General features: G+C 70.8%; 19 protein-coding genes and 1 tRNA gene. 11 read left to right on the top strand and 9 right to left on the bottom strand.

Translation table 11 applies throughout. The features are described 5' to 3' along the window. Positions 1–35 precede the first annotated feature (35 nt). Positions 36–917: an RNA polymerase sigma-70 factor gene (locus O7607_RS11320; protein ID WP_269702996.1), complete on the bottom strand. Its 882-nt coding sequence runs from the start codon at positions 915–917 to the stop codon at positions 36–38. Between the two features lie 164 nt (positions 918–1,081). On the opposite strand from O7607_RS11320, the gene O7607_RS11315 reads away from it, so the two are divergent. Then, positions 1,082–1,567 (top strand): carboxymuconolactone decarboxylase family protein, encoded by a 486-nt coding sequence (locus tag O7607_RS11315; RefSeq protein WP_269706944.1) that lies wholly within the window; start codon positions 1,082–1,084, stop codon positions 1,565–1,567. A 9-nt stretch (positions 1,568–1,576) separates the two neighbouring features. Here the strand turns inward: O7607_RS11315 and O7607_RS11310 are convergent, their stop codons facing one another. Further along, positions 1,577–2,668, bottom strand: a complete 1,092-nt coding sequence (locus O7607_RS11310) for an epoxide hydrolase family protein (RefSeq protein WP_269702995.1) — start codon at positions 2,666–2,668, stop codon at positions 1,577–1,579. Positions 2,669–2,762: 94 nt separating this feature from the next. Here O7607_RS11310 and O7607_RS11305 point away from each other — a divergent pair, with 94 nt between their 5' ends. From O7607_RS11305 to O7607_RS11285, 5 genes are all read left to right on the top strand, one after another. After that, entirely contained in the window at positions 2,763–3,224 is a 462-nt protein-coding gene (locus O7607_RS11305; protein WP_269702993.1) for a MarR family winged helix-turn-helix transcriptional regulator, read from the top strand. A 71-nt stretch (positions 3,225–3,295) separates the two neighbouring features. Next, complete coding sequence (locus tag O7607_RS11300; protein ID WP_269702992.1) at positions 3,296–3,898, top strand: helix-turn-helix domain-containing protein; 603 nt, start codon at positions 3,296–3,298, stop codon at positions 3,896–3,898. Beyond that, on the top strand, positions 3,898–4,269 hold the full coding sequence (locus O7607_RS11295) for a hypothetical protein (protein WP_269702991.1): 372 nt from the start codon (positions 3,898–3,900) through the stop codon (positions 4,267–4,269). Before O7607_RS11300 ends, O7607_RS11295 begins: the two co-directional genes overlap by 1 nt. Continuing rightward, complete coding sequence (locus O7607_RS11290; RefSeq protein ID WP_269702989.1) at positions 4,266–5,171, top strand: ABC transporter ATP-binding protein; 906 nt, start codon at positions 4,266–4,268, stop codon at positions 5,169–5,171. Before O7607_RS11295 ends, O7607_RS11290 begins: the two co-directional genes overlap by 4 nt. After that, positions 5,168–5,962, top strand: a complete 795-nt coding sequence (locus O7607_RS11285) for an ABC transporter permease (protein WP_269702987.1) — start codon at positions 5,168–5,170, stop codon at positions 5,960–5,962. Before O7607_RS11290 ends, O7607_RS11285 begins: the two co-directional genes overlap by 4 nt. A 104-nt stretch (positions 5,963–6,066) precedes the next feature. Here the strand turns inward: O7607_RS11285 and O7607_RS11280 are convergent, their stop codons facing one another. Further along, positions 6,067–6,981: an NADP-dependent oxidoreductase gene (locus O7607_RS11280; RefSeq protein ID WP_269702986.1), complete on the bottom strand. Its 915-nt coding sequence runs from the start codon at positions 6,979–6,981 to the stop codon at positions 6,067–6,069. Positions 6,982–7,095: 114 nt separating this feature from the next. On the opposite strand from O7607_RS11280, the gene O7607_RS11275 reads away from it, so the two are divergent. Both O7607_RS11275 and O7607_RS11270 read left to right on the top strand, forming a co-directional pair. Further along, entirely contained in the window at positions 7,096–7,527 is a 432-nt protein-coding gene (locus O7607_RS11275) for a winged helix-turn-helix transcriptional regulator (protein WP_269702985.1), read from the top strand. A gap of 287 nt (positions 7,528–7,814) precedes the next feature. Continuing rightward, on the top strand, positions 7,815–9,287 hold the full coding sequence (locus O7607_RS11270; protein WP_269702984.1) for an endo-1,4-beta-xylanase: 1,473 nt from the start codon (positions 7,815–7,817) through the stop codon (positions 9,285–9,287). 83 nt (positions 9,288–9,370) lie between these two features. On the opposite strand, the gene O7607_RS11265 is transcribed toward O7607_RS11270, so the two are convergent. The 3 genes from O7607_RS11265 to O7607_RS11255 form a co-directional block, all read right to left on the bottom strand. Next, positions 9,371–9,883: a cupin domain-containing protein gene (locus O7607_RS11265; protein WP_269702983.1), complete on the bottom strand. Its 513-nt coding sequence runs from the start codon at positions 9,881–9,883 to the stop codon at positions 9,371–9,373. An 89-nt stretch (positions 9,884–9,972) separates the two neighbouring features. Next, entirely contained in the window at positions 9,973–12,828 is a 2,856-nt protein-coding gene (locus tag O7607_RS11260) for a hypothetical protein (RefSeq protein ID WP_269702982.1), read from the bottom strand. 174 nt (positions 12,829–13,002) lie between these two features. Further along, the gene (locus O7607_RS11255; RefSeq protein WP_269702980.1) at positions 13,003–13,515 is read right to left on the bottom strand and encodes a MarR family winged helix-turn-helix transcriptional regulator; all 513 of its coding nucleotides are present in this window, start codon (positions 13,513–13,515) and stop codon (positions 13,003–13,005) included. Positions 13,516–13,587: 72 nt separating this feature from the next. On the opposite strand from O7607_RS11255, the gene O7607_RS11250 reads away from it, so the two are divergent. From O7607_RS11250 to O7607_RS11240, 3 genes are read left to right on the top strand one after another with little or no spacing between them, the layout of a single operon-like run. Next, positions 13,588–14,226, top strand: a complete 639-nt coding sequence (locus tag O7607_RS11250) for an NAD(P)-dependent oxidoreductase (RefSeq protein WP_269702979.1) — start codon at positions 13,588–13,590, stop codon at positions 14,224–14,226. Between the two features lie 45 nt (positions 14,227–14,271). Then, positions 14,272–14,949, top strand: a complete 678-nt coding sequence (locus O7607_RS11245) for a hypothetical protein (protein ID WP_269702978.1) — start codon at positions 14,272–14,274, stop codon at positions 14,947–14,949. 22 nt (positions 14,950–14,971) lie between these two features. Then, the gene (locus O7607_RS11240) at positions 14,972–15,688 is read left to right on the top strand and encodes a hypothetical protein (RefSeq protein WP_269702977.1); all 717 of its coding nucleotides are present in this window, start codon (positions 14,972–14,974) and stop codon (positions 15,686–15,688) included. Here O7607_RS11240 and O7607_RS11235 read toward each other — a convergent pair. The 3 genes from O7607_RS11235 to O7607_RS11225 all read right to left on the bottom strand — a co-directional run bounded on the left by O7607_RS11235 (position 15,673) and on the right by O7607_RS11225 (position 16,417). Further along, positions 15,673–15,930: a Txe/YoeB family addiction module toxin gene (locus tag O7607_RS11235; RefSeq protein WP_269702975.1), complete on the bottom strand. Its 258-nt coding sequence runs from the start codon at positions 15,928–15,930 to the stop codon at positions 15,673–15,675. The two genes, O7607_RS11240 and O7607_RS11235, sit on opposite strands and share 16 nt — an antisense overlap. Then, entirely contained in the window at positions 15,927–16,202 is a 276-nt protein-coding gene (locus O7607_RS11230; protein ID WP_167493751.1) for a type II toxin-antitoxin system Phd/YefM family antitoxin, read from the bottom strand. The genes O7607_RS11235 and O7607_RS11230 overlap by 4 nt, the downstream gene beginning before the upstream one ends. Before the next feature lie 143 nt (positions 16,203–16,345). After that, positions 16,346–16,417: transfer RNA gene (locus O7607_RS11225), tRNA-Lys, on the bottom strand. Positions 16,418–16,448 lie beyond the last annotated feature (31 nt).

Below are 16,448 nucleotides of genomic sequence, written 5' to 3'. Positions count from 1 at the left end.
CGCAGTCCTCCGGCGATGGTCGCACGATCGCGTGCTCACCGGTGCAGTGTGGTTTCCCGGGTCATGCGGGACAGCTTCTCCGGGTTGCGCACCGCGTAGAGGCCGCTGATCCGGCCGTCGTCGAGGCGTACCGCGACGACGGTGTCCAGCTCGCCGTCGAGGCGTACCAGCAGCGCCGGGTACCCGTTGACCTGCGTCGGTTCCATCGACGCCACGGCGGCGATCCGGCCCCAGCCACCGGCCAGCAGCCGGGCCACCCTGTCGCCGCCGGTGACCGGGCGGGCGAGCGCCTGCTTGATCCCGCCGCCGTCGCCGACCAGCACCGCGTCCGGGGCCAGGACGCGGAGCAGCCTGTCCAGGTCGCCGGTCTCGACGGCCCGCCGGAACGCCTCCAGGGCGTCGCGGGCCTCGGCCGCCGGGACCGTACGCCGGGGGCGGCGCGCCGCGACGTGGGCCCGTGCCCGGTGCGCGATCTGCCGCACCGCGACCGGGGTCCGCTCGACCGTCTCGGCGATCTCGTCGTAGCCGACGTCGAACACCTCCCGCAGCACGAACACGGCCCGCTCGGTCGGCGTGAGCGTCTCCAGCACCAGCAGCATCGCCATCGACACGCTCTCCGCCAGCGTCACGTCGTCCGCGACGTCGGGCGCGGTGAGCAGCGGCTCGGGGAGCCACGAGCCGACGTACGACTCCTTGCGCCGGCCCAGCGTGCGCAGCCGGGACAACGCCTGGCGGGTGGTGATCCGCACCAGGTAGGCGCGGCGGTCCCGAATCTCGCCGAGGTCGACACCGGCCCAGCGCAGCCAGGTTTCCTGCACCACGTCCTCCGCGTCGGCGGCCGAGCCGAGCATCTCGTACGCGACGGTGAAGAGCAGGTTCCGGTGCGCGAGGAAGTCCTCGGTGGCCGGGTCCGCCATGGTTGGCTCCTTCGCCGATCGGGTGCGTTCCCCACCAGACGCCGCCCGCCGCCGCCGTGTGACACCGGGCCGCTGTGGCGGTCCTCACCCGGCGTTGCCGTAACGCCGAGGCGGTCCCCGGCATCTCGTGGTCGTCCGACACCCACCCCAGCAGAGAGGGCGCCATCATGACCCGATTCAACCTGTTCGAGAATCCGGTCTCCGCGACGTTCATGAAGCGCTTCGCCGGCGCGGGCCTGGTGATCCACCAGTCGTCGCTGCCCCGCACGGTGCAGGAGCTGGTGTCGCTGCGAGCCAGCCAGATCAACGGCTGCGGCTGGTGCATCGACATGCACACCAAGGAGGCGGTGGCCGGCGGCGAGAGCGCGGTCCGGCTGAACCTGGTCGCCGCCTGGCGCGAGTCGACAGTGTTCACCGAGGCCGAGTGCGCGGCGCTGGCGTTCGCCGAGGAGGGCACCCGGCTCGCCGACGCCTCCCAGGGGGTCTCCGACGAGACGTGGGAGCAGGTGCGCAAGCACTACGACGACGACCAGATCGCCGCGCTGGTGTGCCTGCTCGGGCTGATCAACGCGGCGAACCGGTTCGCGGTGCTCGTGCACCAGCGCGGCGGCTCGTACGAGCCGGGGATGTTCGCGGCGGCGATGAGCTGAGCGCGGCCGTCATCGCAGGTTCCAGAAGAACGACCGGACGTCGTCGACGAACAGGTCCGGCACCTCCAGCGCGGCGAAGTGACCGCCCCGGTCGAACTCGCTCCACTGCCGGATCGTGTACGTCAGCTCGGCGATCGGACGCACGGACCGGGTGATGTCGTGCGCGAACACGGCTACCCCGATCGGCGGCGGGCAGGGCGCGGGCGGGCCACCGAACGCGCTCTCCCGCACCAGCCGGGCCGACGACGCGGCGGTGCCGGTGAACCAGTAGACCGAGACGTCGGTGAGGATGCGGTCCACGCTGACCGTGGAGCGTGGGTCGGTCCACTCGGTGAACTTCTCCGCGATCCACGCGAGCTGACCGACGGGTGAGTCGTGCAGCGCGTACGAGACGGTCTGCGGGCGGCTGGCGTAGAGCACCTGGTGCGGGTGCCGCTGCGTCTTGAGCCGCATGATCCGGGCCAGCCGATCCCGGTCCTCCTCGGACAGTCCGGCCTGCCCGGTCCAGCCGGGCGGCGGCGGGGTGGGCAGGTAGGTGAGGTGCACGCCGACGACGTGCTCCGCGTCGATGCCGCCGAGCCGGGTGGAGATGACCGAACCCCAGTCGCCGCCCTGTGCGCCGTACCGCCGGTAGCCGAGCCGGCGCATCAGCTCGGCCCAGGCGCGGGCGACCCGGTCGACGTCCCACCCGCGTTCCCGGGTCGGCCCGGAGAAGCCGAATCCGGGGATCGACGGTACGACCAGGTGGAACTGCTCGGACAGCGGGCCGAGCACGTCGAGGAACTCCACGACCGAGCCGGGCCAGCCGTGGGTGAGGATCAGCGGCAGCGCGTCCGGATCGGCGGCCCGTACGTGCAGGAAGTGGATGTTCTGCCCGTCGATGGTGGTGGTGAACTGTGGGTACCGGTTCAGCTCGGCCTCGGCCGCCCGCCAGTCGTACGCGGTGCGCCAGCGCTCGGCCAGCTCGCGTACGCGGGCCAGCGGGATGCCGTAGTCCCACCCGGCGCCGGGCAGCTCGTCGGGCCAGCGGGTGCGGGTCAGGCGGTCCGTAAGGTCGTCGAGGTCGGCCTGGGGGACGTGGACTCGGAACGGTGCGATCACGACCGCCGCCTTTCATTAGTGCCACAAACGTTAGGGGGACCAACGGTAGCGCAGATCGTTGGGGGCGCCAATGGTTTCCGGATAGGCTGGGCACGTGGAGAACCCGGAGCCGGACCTCGTACCGACCCGCCTGGCCGGCCTGCCGAGCTGGCTGATCACCCAGACCGCCGTACGCGCCGGCCGGCTGGTGAGCGACGGGCTGGCGGCGGTCGACGCGCGCGGTTACCACTTCCGGCTGCTCGCCACGCTCGACGAGTTCGGCCCGGCCAGCCAGGCGGCGCTCGGCCGGCGCAGCGGCATCCACGTCAGCGACGTGGTGGCCGCCCTCAACGAACTCGCCGAGCGGGAGTTCGTGGTCCGCACCCCGGACCCGGCCGACCGGCGGCGCAACGTCGTCACCATCACGGCGGCGGGGCGGCGGCAGCTCCGGCGGCTGGAGAAGCGCCTCGCCGACGTGCAGGACGAGCTGCTCGCCCCACTGTCGGCTGATGAGCGCGCGGACCTGACCCGGCTGCTGGCTCGGGTGCTGGCTCACCACACCCGTCCGTCCGTCTGATCGACCAGCCTTCGCTCCCCGACCGCTCCATCCACTACCGCTATCACTATTGATAGTGATAGCGTTCGGTCATGGCGATGTCGATGGAGCGGTGGGCGGAGGTGGCGCTGCACCCGGTGCGGCTCCGCGTCCTGCGTGCCGTGGCGGGCACCCGGGTGACCACTCACGACCTGGCCGAGCTGCTGCCCGACGTCCCGCACGCCACGCTCTACCGGCACCTGGCGACGCTCGTGAAGACCGGGATGCTCGACGTGGTGGAGGAGCGCAAGGTGCGCGGCGCCGTCGAGCGGGTGTACGCGCTGCCCGCGCACGGCGCGGCGCTGGACCCGGCGGCCCTGGCGACGGCGACGCCGGAGGACCACGCGCGCTACTTCACCGCGTTCGTGTCGAGCCTGCTGTCCGAGTTCTCCCGCTACCTCGCCCGGGACTCCGTCGACTTCGTCGCCGACGGGGTCGGATACCAGCAACTCGTCCTGCACCTGACCGATGCCGAGCTGCACGAGTTCGCAGCCGGGCTCAACGCGCTGGTCGGCCCGTTGCTCGCCAAAGGGCCCGGCGACGGTCGGACCCCCCGGCTGCTGGCGACCATCCTGATGCCCGCCGATCGCCAGGCGACCCCCGGCGACACGCACACGTCAGCGCACGACTCCGACACGACGAAGGGCGACGACTGATGGCCTCCGTAATTCTCGACGGCGACGTGATCGACATCCGGTTCACCGGATGGGAACGGATGTGGGTCGGGCGGGAGCGGTTCGCGCTGCGCCTGGCCGCCGTGCGGCACGCCGCCCCGGTGGACGAGCCGATCCGGCTGGCCCGCGGCGCCCGGCGCGGGTACGCCGTGTCCGGCTTCGCCAAGATCGGCGTCTGGGGTCTGTTCGGCGGTCCCCGGCAGCTCGTAGCGGCCCGGCGGGGGCAGCCCGGCCTGCACCTGGTGCTGGACCGCGCGGCGGCCGGCGGGGAGTTCGACGAGGTGGTGGTCTCCGACCCGGCCGCGCCGGGCCTCGCCGAGACGATCGGGCGTGCGACGCGGGGCCGGCCGTGACCGGCGACCACCTGGCGATCGAGGCGTCGGGCCTGACCAAACGCTACGGCGACGTGACCGCCGTACGCGATCTGACCTTCACCGTGCGACCCGGCGCCGTCACCGGCTTCCTCGGCCCGAACGGCGCCGGCAAGACCACCACGATGCGCATGCTGACCGGACTGGTGACGCCGACCAGCGGCACCGCCACCATCGGCGGGCAGCCCTACGGCCGGCTGGCCCAGCCGGCACGGACCGTCGGCGCGGTGTTCGACGGCAACGCGTTCCACCCCGGCCACACCGCCCGTGACCACCTGGGCGTCTACGCCGCGATGGCAGGCTGCCCGGGCGGCAGGGTCGCGGAACTGCTGGACCTGCTCGGCCTCGCCCACGCCGCCGACCGTCGTACCCGAGGGTTCTCCACCGGCATGCGGCAACGGCTCAGCCTCGCCACGGCGATGCTCGGCGACCCGCGTGTCCTCCTGCTCGACGAACCGGCGAACGGCCTGGACCCGGAAGGCATGTCGTGGCTGCGCGGGCTGCTGCGCCGCCTCGCCGACGAGGGCCGCACCGTGCTGATCTCCAGCCACGTCCTGCACGAGGTCCAGCAGGTGGTGGACGACGTGGTGGTCATCCGGCGCGGGGAACTCGTCGCCGCCGGGCCGTGGTCCCGGCTCACCGGCCCGCCGACGGTGCTCGTCACCTCGCCGGACGCGACAGCTCTGGCCGCCGCGCTGGCGGCCGCCGCCGGGTCCGTCGAGGCCGCCGGGCCCGGCCGGCTGCGGGTACGCGGACTGGACGCGCCGGGCGTCGCCGACCTCGCCGCGGCCCATCGCGTGCGGGTCCACGAGCTGGTCACCGAGACCACAAGCCTCGAACAGCTCTTCCTCGACCTGACCACCGACAAGGCGGAGGCCCGATGAACCTGCTCAGAGCGGAACTGCGCCGGGTGCTGGCGACCCGGATGTGGGGTGCGCTGCTGCTCGCGTCCGTCGCGCTGGGCGGCGGCCTGGTCGGGATGATGGCGCTGGTCGGGCCGGAGAACTTCGACCCGCCGATGCCCGGCCTGCACACCGAGGAGGGCCTGCGGTCGATCCTCGGCATTCTCGGCTTCACCGCCTTCGTGCCGGCCGCCGCCGGTGCCCTCGCGGCCACCTCCGAGTACCGGCACGGCACCGCCGCCGTCACGTTCGTGTTCGCGCCGCGCCGTGGGCGGGTGCTCGCCGCCAAACTCGTCACCCACGCGGTCGTCGGCCTCGCCTACGGACTCGCGCTCGCCGTCGCCGCCTCGGCAGCCCTGTTCACGGTCGCCGCCGCGCGCGGCGTGCCGCTGGGCCTGCCCGCCCCCACTGTGCTGGCGCTGCTCGCCCGCATCGGCGTCGCGATGGCTGTCTACCTGCTCGTCGGCGTCGGCGTGGGCGCCCTGCTCCGTAACCAGGTCGCGGCGGTCTGCGTGGTGGTCGGCTACCTGTACCTGGCCGAGCCGGTCCTGATGATGATCCCCGGCGTCAACGCGCTCTACCCGCTCCTGCCCGGCGGGGCCACCGCCGCGCTCACCGACTTCACCTACGTCGCCGACGCGATGTCCGCGCAGCTCGGCAGCGACGCCGTGGCGCTCCTGCCGCCGGCTGCCGGCGCCCTGCTGCTGACCGCGTACGCGCTGACCGCAGCCGCGCTCGCCGTGGTCGTCCCGATGCGCCGCGACATCACCTGAGTGTCGCCGCGGCGCCCCCGCACGATCGGGACCTCGCTCTCGCTGACCCACCACCCGCGCAGCCCGCTCACCGTCGAGGAGGTGCTGGACCGCGCTCGCGGCGGTCAGGGGCGCAGCACGTAGCGTCCGCGTACTCCGCCCTTGGCCGCCTCCCGGTGGGCGTCCGCCACCCGGTCGAGCGGCACCACCGCGTGCACCCGCGCGGGCAGCTCACCGGCGGCGGTGCGGGCGAGCAGGTCGGCCAGGCGTACCCCGTCGGCGTGCACCTCGACCGCGCGCACCGTGACGTCGCGCTCGGCGGCCGGGTGGGCGTTCGGCCGTACCCCGACGAACACGCCGCCGTCACCCACCAGCACGAGCCCGCGGTCCTGGAGCACCGCGGCGTCGGCGACCGCGTCCCAGCCCGGTTCGGCGGCGGTGGTGAAGTCGGCGCCGAGCCCGCGCACGAACTCCTCGTCCTCGGCCCGCGCCAGGCCGGTCACCCGCCACCCCCGGTCTCGGGCGAGCGGCACGACGTAGCCGCCCACCGCGCCGGCCGCGCCGGTGACCAGCAGCCGGCCGCCGGCGGGCGGCTCGCCGAGCACGTCGACGATCTGCGCCGCGGTCAGGCCGTTGAGCGGCACCGTCGCCGCCGCCACCAGATCCAGATCATCGGGTACGACCGCCAGGTCGGCCACGGGTACGACGAGCTGCTCGGCGTACGTGCCGAAGTCGCGGTCGAACCCGCCGACGAGCCCGGCGACCCGGGTGCCCACGGCGAGGTCGACGCCCGGCCCGGCGGCGGCGACGACACCGGCGAAGTCCCAGCCCAGGCCGGTGTGGTGCGGCTGGCGAATGAGCCCCAGCGAGTGGAAGAAGCCGCCGACGACGCCGAGGTCGGCCGGGTTGACCGGAGCCGCCGCGACGTCCACCCGGACCTCACCGGGCCCCGGCTCGCGCTCCGGGACGTCGATGATCTCGATGGCGTCGGGTCCGCCCGGGGTGCGGACGACGGCAGTGCGGAAGGTACGCGTACCCATGGTGTGTCTCCTTTTGTTTCGTGGGGATTCCCTGCTCCACGATGGAGGGGTAACTTCCCATCGGGAAGTACGCACTTCGGAGTGCGTTGGGTACCCCCGAGTAGGAGGCGGACGATGCCGACGCAGACGGCGGCGGAGAAGCGGGCGCAGGCGCGGGAGGCGTACGACGCGTTCCTCGCCGGCTGCCCGAGCCGGCAGCTCCTGGACCGGATCTCCGACAAGTGGGTGGCGCTGATCCTGGCCGCGCTCGGCCGCGACGGCCCGGACCGCAACGCGGATCCGCAGGTCATGCGCTACTCCGAGTTGTCCCGCCGGCTGGCCGGGGTCAGCCAGAAGATGCTCACCCAGACGTTGCGCTCACTGGAACGCGACGGCCTGGTCACCCGCACCGTGACGCCGAGCGTGCCGGTGACCGTCACGTACGAGCTGACCGACCTCGGCCAGTCGCTGCACCGGCTGATGTACGGCATGAAGCTGTGGGCCGAGGCGCACATGGACGAGGTGCACGCCAACCGCGAGCGGTACGACGCGGCCGCCCAGCACTGACCGGCCACGCCGGATTCTCCGAAACTTTCGGTCCGCGTCGCGCCTCTCGTCGCGCTTCGCTCTCATGGTCATGTATGGGCTCCCGCGCTGATCAGCCGGTTGAGTCCATGTTCGATTCGACATCGACATTGACCGATCGTGCCGTCGCGGATATCTTCCCAGGGAAGTTACCGGTACATCTTCGAAAAGTTTCAGGGCAGTGACGCGGGGGTGTGCGCACCGCCGCTCCCACCCGCGTCCAGCCGGGCATCGCCAGCGCATCATCGTCCGATATGCAGAGGAGTGTCATGAAACATCTACCGAGGCGCAGCCACCGCGTGGTGCTGGCCGCCGTCAGCAGCGCGCTGGCCCTGGCCGGTGCTGCGCTCGTGGTGCCCAGCCTGGCCCAGGCAGCGGAGAGCACGCTCGGTGCCGCCGCCGCGCAGTCGGGCCGCTACTTCGGCACGGCCATCGCGGCGAACCGGCTGAACGACTCCACGTACAGCACCATCGCGGCGCGTGAGTTCAACATGATCACCGCCGAGAACGAGATGAAGCCGGAAGCGCTCCAGCCCAACCGGGGCCAGTTCAACTTCTCCTCCGGTGACCAGATCTACAACTGGGCCACCCAGCGGGGCCTGAAGGTCCGTGGTCACACGCTGGCGTGGCACGCGCAGCAGCCGGGTTGGATGCAGAGCCTGAACGGCAGCAACCTGCGTCAGGCGATGATCGACCACATCAACGGCGTGATGGCCCACTACCGGGGCAAGCTGGCCGCGTGGGACGTGGTGAACGAGGCGTTCAACGAGGACGGCAGCCGCCGCAGCTCGAACCTGCAGGGCACCGGTAACGACTGGATCGAGGTGGCGTTCCGCACCGCGCGGGCGGCCGACCCGTCGACGAAGCTCTGCTACAACGACTACAACATCGAGAACTGGTCGTACGGCAAGACGCAGGGTGTGTACAACATGATCCGGGACTTCAAGTCCCGTGGTGTGCCGATCGACTGTGTGGGTCTGCAGACCCACTTCACCGGCGGCAGTTCGCTGCCGGGTAACTTCCAGACCACGCTGCAGAACTTCGCCGCTCTCGGCGTCGACGTGGCGCTGACCGAGGTCGACGTCACCAACTCCTCGACCAGCCAGTACGCGGGTCTGACCCAGGCGTGCATCAACGTGCCGCGCTGCATCGGCATCACCGTCTGGGGCGTGCGTGACAGCGACTCGTGGCGCTCCAACGAGAGCCCGCTGCTGTTCGACGGCGGAGGCAACAAGAAGGCCGCGTACAACTCGGTCCTCAACGTCCTCAACTCCGCGTCGCCCAACCCCACGCCGACCACTACCGTGTCGCCGACCGCCGGGCCGACCGGCGGGCCGACCACGCCGCCGCCGACCACCGGCGCGAGCCGCATCGTCGGTAGCCAGTCCGGCCGGTGCATCGACGTACCGAACTCCTCGCAGAGCAACGGCACCCGGGTGCAGCTCTACGACTGCCACGGCCAGACCAACCAGCGGTGGACCTACACCTCCAGCCGGCAGCTGACCGTGTACGGCTCGATGTGCCTGGACGCCGCCGGCTCCGGCAACGGCTCGGCAGTCCAGATCTACAGCTGCAACGGGCAGACGAACCAGCAGTGGAACGTCAACTCCAACGGCACCATCACCGGAGTCCAGTCCGGCCGCTGCCTCGACGTCTGGGGCACCGGCAACGGCCAGCAGGTGCAGATCTACGACTGCAACGGCCAGGCCAACCAGCGGTTCCAGCTCGTCGCCACGAGCTGATCCTCTCGTACGGAAAACGGCTCACCGTCGTGGCCTCGGCCACGGCGGTGAGCCGTCCGCGTTGTGCTCGCGCGCTGCCGGTGTCAGCCGATCAGCAACTCGGTGCGGTAGTCGGGGGCCAGCGCCGCCGCCCGGTTCCGGCGCTCGGCCTGCTCCTCCTCGGTGAGGGCCGGCGGCGGTGAGGTGGGACCGTCCACCCGGTCGCCCACCCGCAGGAAGTACTCGTCCTGCCCCGCCGGGGTGCACATGCAGAGCAGCCGCGCGGGCTGGTCGAACGAGTTGCGGAAGAAGTGCGGCGCGTTCGCCGGAATGTTGATCGTCTCCCCGGCCCGCGCGACTGTCTGCTCGCCCCGGAACGTGAACTCCACCGCCCCGTCGAGCACCGTGAACATCTCCTCGAAGTCGTGCCGGTGCGGAGGCGGCCCACCACCCGGCGGAACCCGCATGTCGATCAGGCAGTACCGGCCGGCCGTCTGCTCGCCGGTGACCAGGATCGTGTAGGTGCCGCCCGCGATGGCGAGGTGCGCCAGGGCGGGGTCGTCGGGACGGGCGTGGACGAGGGTACGGGTCGGATCGTCGGACGGAATAGCGGCCATCGACTCTCTCCATCATCGGATCGGCGAATCCGTACCCTTTTAGCCGCCGGGAGTGCCGTTAAACGCGGCACTCCCGACGGCCGTCGTCGTCAGCCGCCGTTTGCCACGTAGATGGAGTACTGGGTGACATCGGTGTCCGTGCCGTCCGCCTTGTGACCGGTCACCGACAGGGTGTACGTCTGGTAGCTCTGCGTCGGCGTGTAGGTGATCGTCGCCTTCCCCTGGCTGTCAGCCGGCACCTCGGTCGACGGTCCGCCGTCGATCTGCCAGGAGAAGGACACGATCCCCGGGGTGCCGCCGCTGAACTCGAAGGTGCCGGGCACACCAGGGCCGCCCGACCAGGTGCCGTTCGGATACTGCGCGCTCGCGACGTAGGGCGCGTTGCCGACAGTGAACTCGAAGTCCGTCACGGGCGAGAACTCCCCGCTCGCCGTACGGCTCCGCACGTGGATCGTGTTGGTGCCGTTGCGGTCGAACGGCACCGCGACCAGCGTCGACGTGCCCTCGGTGCTGGCCGGCAGGATCTGCTCCGGGCCGTCGTTGACGCGGTAGTGGTACTCGGTCACCTCGCCGAACAGCTGGGTGTGGAAGTGGAAGTATCCGGTCCAGCCGATCCCCACCCGCGACCAGTCGTACGTGCTGTACACGCTGACCCTGTTGTCCCGGACGCTGAAGGACGCGATCCGCAGCTCCGATTCGGTGCCGTCCGCGCCGACGCTCGTGACCCGTACGTCGTTGTAGCCCCACGAACCCGGCGTGTACGTGACGGTCGCGGTGCCGTCGGGACCGGCCGCGATCGTCTCCTCGTCGGCACCGTTCAGGGAGTAGCGATACGAGGCGACATCGGGCAGCCCCGGACGGAAGGTGAACGTCATGGGCCGGCCGACAACGGCATCGCCCTCCGGTGCCCACGTGACCACGGGACCGGACCAGATGCGGAACGTGTGGGTCGCGGCGGGCGATCGGGTGCCGTCCGCCAACAGCGCCTGGACGACCACCGCATTGTCGCCGGCGTGCTGCGGCGTGACAGTGACGTAGGCGTACGGATTGCCCTCGCTGGACACGGTCTGCTCGGCACCGCCGTCGAAACGGTAGACGAACCCGGTCAGGTTCGGCAGCCTGCTGTCGAATTCGATGCGCAACGGCACACCGACGCCGTCCCGGCGCGGCCAGCTGGTCAAGTCATGAGCGTAGGCGTTCGGACGTGGGTCGATGATGTTGAACTGATAGGTGGTTTCCATCGACGTGGAACCGTCCGCCTTCACCGACCGGACGACCATCGAGTGCCAGCCCGGCGTCGCCGTCCACGACAGCGCAGCGGTGTCGTCCTCGGCCGCCGCGACGGTCTTCCACTCGTCCTCGAGGTAGTACTGGTAGGCGACGACGTCGCTGTTGCGCGGGGTGAAGCGGAACGTGCCGACCTTGCCCGCGACCTGGTCGGTGTCCAGGTTGAACTCCGTCGACTCGACGTCGGGGGCGTCGGTGACCCAGACCTGCAGCGTCTCCTGCCCGATCAGCTTGTTCCGGGTGTAGCTGCGGACGGCCAGGTCGACCTGGCCCGTGGTGGTGAAAGTGACCGGACCGGTGGCCCTGCCGTCGACGGCCGGGAGGCGGACCTCCGCGCCGTCCTTGAGCTGGTACCCGAACGCGGTGGTCTCGGGCTTGGAAGCGATAAGGGTGATCGTGCTCGGCAGGCCGACACCGTTCACCACGACGTCGGCGTACGGCGCGGTCTCGGCGACCCGGAACCGGTAGTTCTTCTCGGGCCCGCGGTTGCCCGCCGCGTCGACGGACGCGACGTAGAGGTCGGTGCTGAACCGCAGCTTCGGGGTGTACTTCAGGATCCCCGTGCCGCCCGGGCGCCGGGCGGGAACCTGCCCGGAATACCCCCAGGAGTCACGCCAGAAGAAGGCGACCACGTCGCGGTCACCGGCCCCGTCGAAGCGGAACGTGCCCTCGATGCCGGTGCCACCGCCCGGGGAGTCGCCCTCCGGATACGTCCGCGACGAGACCTGCGGCGGATTCGCCGGAGCGGTCACGTCCATGACGATGTAGCAGGTCTTGCTCCACGGGCCCTGGTCGTCGTAGTCGCTGGCCCGGGCCTGCCAGGCGAGGACCGTGCCGTCGGCGTACTGGCTCAGGTCCGTGCCGTAGTAGTCGTGGAACTCGCGACGCTGCTCGGGGTGGTCAACCGGCCAGATCGCGTACAGCACGCTCGTGTAGTCGCCCTCGTCCCGATCGGTGGCGGTGGCCGCGAACACCGTGTTCCGCGCCGCCGGCGACGGCTTGGCGAGCGTTCCGCAGGGCCGGTCCGGGTACTTCAGTTGCAGGCCCGTGATCGTGGGGGGATGGTTCGCGCTGGCACTGAGCAGCGGCTTCGCGAAGGTGCGACCCGTCCGCGCGTCGGCTTCCTGCGCGGCTGCGACCCGAAGCTCCAGGGTGATGCTCTTCTCGCCCCGGCCCAGCGCCCCGTTGAGCGTGGCCGTCATGTCCAGGCCGAGGTAGCCCGGGCAGTAGGCACCGGCCCCGCGCGTGGCGGTCAGCAGCTTCTCGATCTCGGCCGGGGGACGCAGCCAGGTGGTGTTGTCCGTGACCGGGCGGGTCCGCCACACCTCGATGGTCGCCGGGGCCGAGCAGTCGGTGACCGTCTTCTCGACGGTGGACAGGTACGAGCTGTGGACGACCGTACCCTTCAAGCTGGTCAGGTCGTACGTGAAGTAGGAGCGGTAGGTGTGCGTCCGGTCGGCGTCGTCGCGCGACGTGCCGACCGGCGGGGTCACGTCCGCGTCGACGAACTTCGTCCTGGGGCTCTGCGAGTCGAGATAGGCCCAACTCTTCAGCGAGACGTCGTAGGAAGTGGCGGCCGAGGCCGGCGAGCCGACCGTCAGCCCGGCGGCGACGACGGCGAGGACCGTGATCGGGACAGCAGCTTTGAGGCGTTTCATGTGGACGCGTACCTCCCCCGTGGCGGCGCCTCCATCGACGCCGGCGGGCGTCATCGTAGCGAGGGAAATCCATGCGATGGGGGCCGGCTGACTGTCGACGTTTTGCCAGGACAACGCCGCTGTCGGCGTCGGCCGGTCGAGCCGGGTCGGCCTCGTGGTCCGGGCGATGCCCGGTCAGTCGACGGACCGGCGAGATCGGGCGGCGGGTTGGCGCAGCCCCGGGTGGACGCCGGCCGGGTTCCCGGTGTGCTCGGCGAGCCGTTGCAGGACGGCGACGAGCCGGGCGCGTTCACCGGCGTCGAGCGGGGCGAGGATCTCGGCCTCGTGCTGGTCGGCGAGCTGACGAGCACGGGGCAGCAGCTCGCGCGCGGCGTCGGTCAGGTGGATGGCGTGGGCACGACGGTCGCCGGGATGCCGCCGACGTTCGACCAGATGGCGCTGCTCGAGGTCGTCGAGCAGGCCGACCATGACCTTGCGGTGGATGGCCAGCGCGTCGGCGAGCTGTTGCTGGGTGTTGCCTTCGCTGCTCTCCAGGTGCATGAGCAGCCCGAAGTGGTTCGGCGCGATGCCCAGCGGTGCCAGCTGCGCGGCGAACGTCTGCGCGACGTGGAACCCGAGCTGTGACAGCAGGAAGTTTGCCCGGCCGGCCAGCGGCCGGTCGGCGCGTGGTGCGGAGTCGTCGTACACCCCGATATTGTACGGCCTAGTTATTGTCCGCTACGGTAACAGTCACTGCCACTCCGCATTTGGAGGATGTCGATGAGGGTGACCGTCTTCGGTGCGAACGGCCGCATCGGCAGCCACGTCGTGCGACAGGCGCTCGACCGCGGGTTCACCGTGACCGCTGTCGCCCGCCACCCGATCCACCCCGACCTGCGTCACAGGGCGCTGGAGGTCACGACGGTGTCGACACTCGACGACATCGACGCGCTGGCTCCCGTGGTGCGCGGCAGCGCCGCGGTCCTGTCCTGCGTGGGCCCGCGCGGCCGCCACGACGGACCCGTCGCCTCCACCGCCACGCGCGCGATTCTGGGCGCGATGCACGCCGAAGGTGTCCGCCGCCTCGTCGCGGTCAGCGCCGCTCCGGTCGGCCCGGCACCCGACGGGGACAGTTTCCTCAACCGCCGCATCCTTCTACCGGCCATCAGCGCGCTGCTCAAAGACCTGTACGCGGACCTGCGCGCCATGGAGGACGCGATGGCGGACAGCCCGGCGCAATGGACCGTCGTACGGCCGCCGAAGCTGGTGAACAAACCGCTGACCGGCCATTACCGAACCGCCATCGGCAGTAGCGTCGCGCGCGGCTACACGATCTCGCGGGCCGACGTGGCCCACGCCATGCTCGCCGCCGCAGACGATCCCGCGACCATCCACCGGGCGATCGGCGTCGCGTACTGACTTCTTGCGGACCTGCCCGCGAACGGCAATCCCGACGGAGGCACCATGCCCTATCCGCCACCCCGGTTCGCCGAACCGGAACCGTACGGATTCATCTACCTGGGCTTCCAGATCGAGCCCGTACAACGGTCACCCGTCCACACCCGTACCCCGCGCCGGCAACAGGCGGCGGCAGAACTGGTAGAGGCCGTTCCCGCCCTCGTGGACCGGGAGGACGTCGTGTCCGTCCGCATCTTCCGGGCGGTGTTCATCCCGCCACTGCCGGGCGCACCGCGGTACGACCTCGCCATGCTGATCCGCACGAGGCGCGTGGACCAGCTGCAGACGGTGCGTACCTGTGACGAGGTCTCGGCCCTCGCCGGCGAGGAGATTCTCGCCGGCGTCAACGTGGCCCGGATCGGCGACACCGACGCCCGGACCGACGGCGCCTTCCTGCTCAACCACTTCACCGCCGCGCCGGAGACCGACGCCGAAGCCGTCTGGCGCTCGGTCACCGGCTGGTACACCATGAAGACCGGAGTCGACAACTCCACCGCCCTGCGGCCCGTCGGACCCTCGCCGTTCGCGCTCGTCAACTACGCGCGTCTGCCCGCCGGACCGATCCGTTTCCTGGCCGGGCAACTCACGCGGCCGAGCTTCCATCGCTTCGTACGCGCCACCCTCGACGATCACGGAATGCGCGCCCTGCCGGCCGTCCACCGGCTCGTCCACACGTCGGCGTAACGCTCGATCGAAGGAGACCGCCGTGAGTTTCTCCCGGATTGCCGGCATCGCCGGCCTGGGGTTCGTCGCCATCCTCGTCGTGGCGAACCTGCTGCTGACCACGGCGGGCCTGCCCACCCCGTCCGAAGCCGCGTCCCGCGACGAGATCACCACGGTCTTCGCCGCCGGAGCTGGGTCGCTGCGCCTGGCCTCGGCCCTGCTCCCGTTGGCCTGGCTGCTGGCCACGATCTTCGCCGTCGGGGTGTGCGTGTGCGTCGGACGTGACAGGCGGACCCGGACGGACCCGTGGTCCCTCGTCGGACTCGCCGGAGTGCTCATGCAGTCGGTCGTGTTCACCTGCGTCGAGGCCACCCGCCTCGCACTGATCTCCGCAGCCCGGCACGACGGCGGCGTCGACGGCCTCTGGAGCTTGTACACCGCCCTGTTCGGCTTCAACCAGGTCTTCCTGGCGACCGCGCTGCTCGGGTTGTCCATGTTCGGCATCCGCACCGGCGCCATCGCCCGATGGCACGCCGGCACCGGCCTCCTTGGCGCGGCGCTGCTCTTCCTCAGCGCGACGACCAGCCCGTACGGCGTCGGCAGCGTCAACCCTCTCGCCCTGCTCGGCCTCGCCGGGTGGCTCCTCTGGCTGGTGTGGATCGTGGCGTACAGCGTCATCCTGATCCGACGTGCACCCGAGCCGGCCGTTCCGCCCGCCGGGCCCGACACAGTTGCCGCATCGAGCTATCGGTCGCCGTAGTGGTATCGGCAGGCGATGATCTCGACGTCGTTCTTGGCGATCCGATACACCAGCCGATGTTCGCGGTCGATTCGGCGGGACCAGAAGCCGGACAGCTCGCCCCGAAGGGGTTCCGGCTTTCCGATGCCCTCATAACCGTTGCGCATGACGTCGGTGATGAGGTCGTTGATGCGTTTGACCAGCTTGCGGTCGGTGTGGCTGAGGTACTGATTCCAGGCTGTCGCGGTGAAGACCAGCCTCACGCGACGTCCCGCACGGTGGCCGGGTCGATCAGGTCCCGCTCGGCGGCGTCGCCCTCCTCAAGCTCGGCGATCGAGCGGCGCAGGGCGGCGGCGTTGGCCGGGTTGCGCAGGAGGTACTCGGTTTCCTTCATCGCCTCGTACTCGGCAAGCGGCACGATGACCACCGGTTCGTGGCCCGAGCGGGTCACCACCACTTCCTCGGCGTCGTTGATGACGCTGTCGAGTTCGGCGGCCAGGTTCTGGCGCAGTTGGGTGAAGTTCACGGTCCGCATGACGACCTCCAGGGCAGGTACAGAAAATTGTACCTCTGGTGGGCGCTGGTGCCCCACTCCTGGCCGATGCTGTCCTTCGCCGCTGGGCGGGCCGGGATCGCGGTTCGCGCCACCCCACAAGATGTCGCTGACCTGCGGGAGAGTGGGCCGCCAGGGACTCGAACCCTGAACCTATGGATTAAAAGTCCACAGCTCTGCCATTGAGCTAGCGGCCCGCACGGCACAGGTTACCCGAACCCGATCAGC

Origin of the sequence: Micromonospora sp. WMMA1949, from assembly GCF_027460145.1 — a bacterium.
Taxonomy (GTDB): domain Bacteria; phylum Actinomycetota; class Actinomycetes; order Mycobacteriales; family Micromonosporaceae; genus Micromonospora.
This window is presented reverse-complemented; position numbering and strand designations above follow the sequence as displayed.

Coding starts and splice junctions, on each gene's coding strand:
- O7607_RS11265 (WP_269702983.1), bottom strand. CDS start 9,883: ATGGCCGCTATTCCGTCCGACGATCCGACCCGTACCCTCGTCCACGCC.
- O7607_RS11230 (WP_167493751.1), bottom strand. CDS start 16,202: ATGCGGACCGTGAACTTCACCCAACTGCGCCAGAACCTGGCCGCCGAA.
- O7607_RS11275 (WP_269702985.1), top strand. CDS start 7,096: ATGCCGACGCAGACGGCGGCGGAGAAGCGGGCGCAGGCGCGGGAGGCG.
- O7607_RS11270 (WP_269702984.1), top strand. CDS start 7,815: ATGAAACATCTACCGAGGCGCAGCCACCGCGTGGTGCTGGCCGCCGTC.
- O7607_RS11280 (WP_269702986.1), bottom strand. CDS start 6,981: ATGGGTACGCGTACCTTCCGCACTGCCGTCGTCCGCACCCCGGGCGGA.
- O7607_RS11300 (WP_269702992.1), top strand. CDS start 3,296: ATGGCGATGTCGATGGAGCGGTGGGCGGAGGTGGCGCTGCACCCGGTG.
- O7607_RS11250 (WP_269702979.1), top strand. CDS start 13,588: ATGAGGGTGACCGTCTTCGGTGCGAACGGCCGCATCGGCAGCCACGTC.
- O7607_RS11285 (WP_269702987.1), top strand. CDS start 5,168: ATGAACCTGCTCAGAGCGGAACTGCGCCGGGTGCTGGCGACCCGGATG.
- O7607_RS11295 (WP_269702991.1), top strand. CDS start 3,898: ATGGCCTCCGTAATTCTCGACGGCGACGTGATCGACATCCGGTTCACC.
- O7607_RS11260 (WP_269702982.1), bottom strand. CDS start 12,828: ATGAAACGCCTCAAAGCTGCTGTCCCGATCACGGTCCTCGCCGTCGTC.
- O7607_RS11320 (WP_269702996.1), bottom strand. CDS start 917: ATGGCGGACCCGGCCACCGAGGACTTCCTCGCGCACCGGAACCTGCTC.
- O7607_RS11245 (WP_269702978.1), top strand. CDS start 14,272: ATGCCCTATCCGCCACCCCGGTTCGCCGAACCGGAACCGTACGGATTC.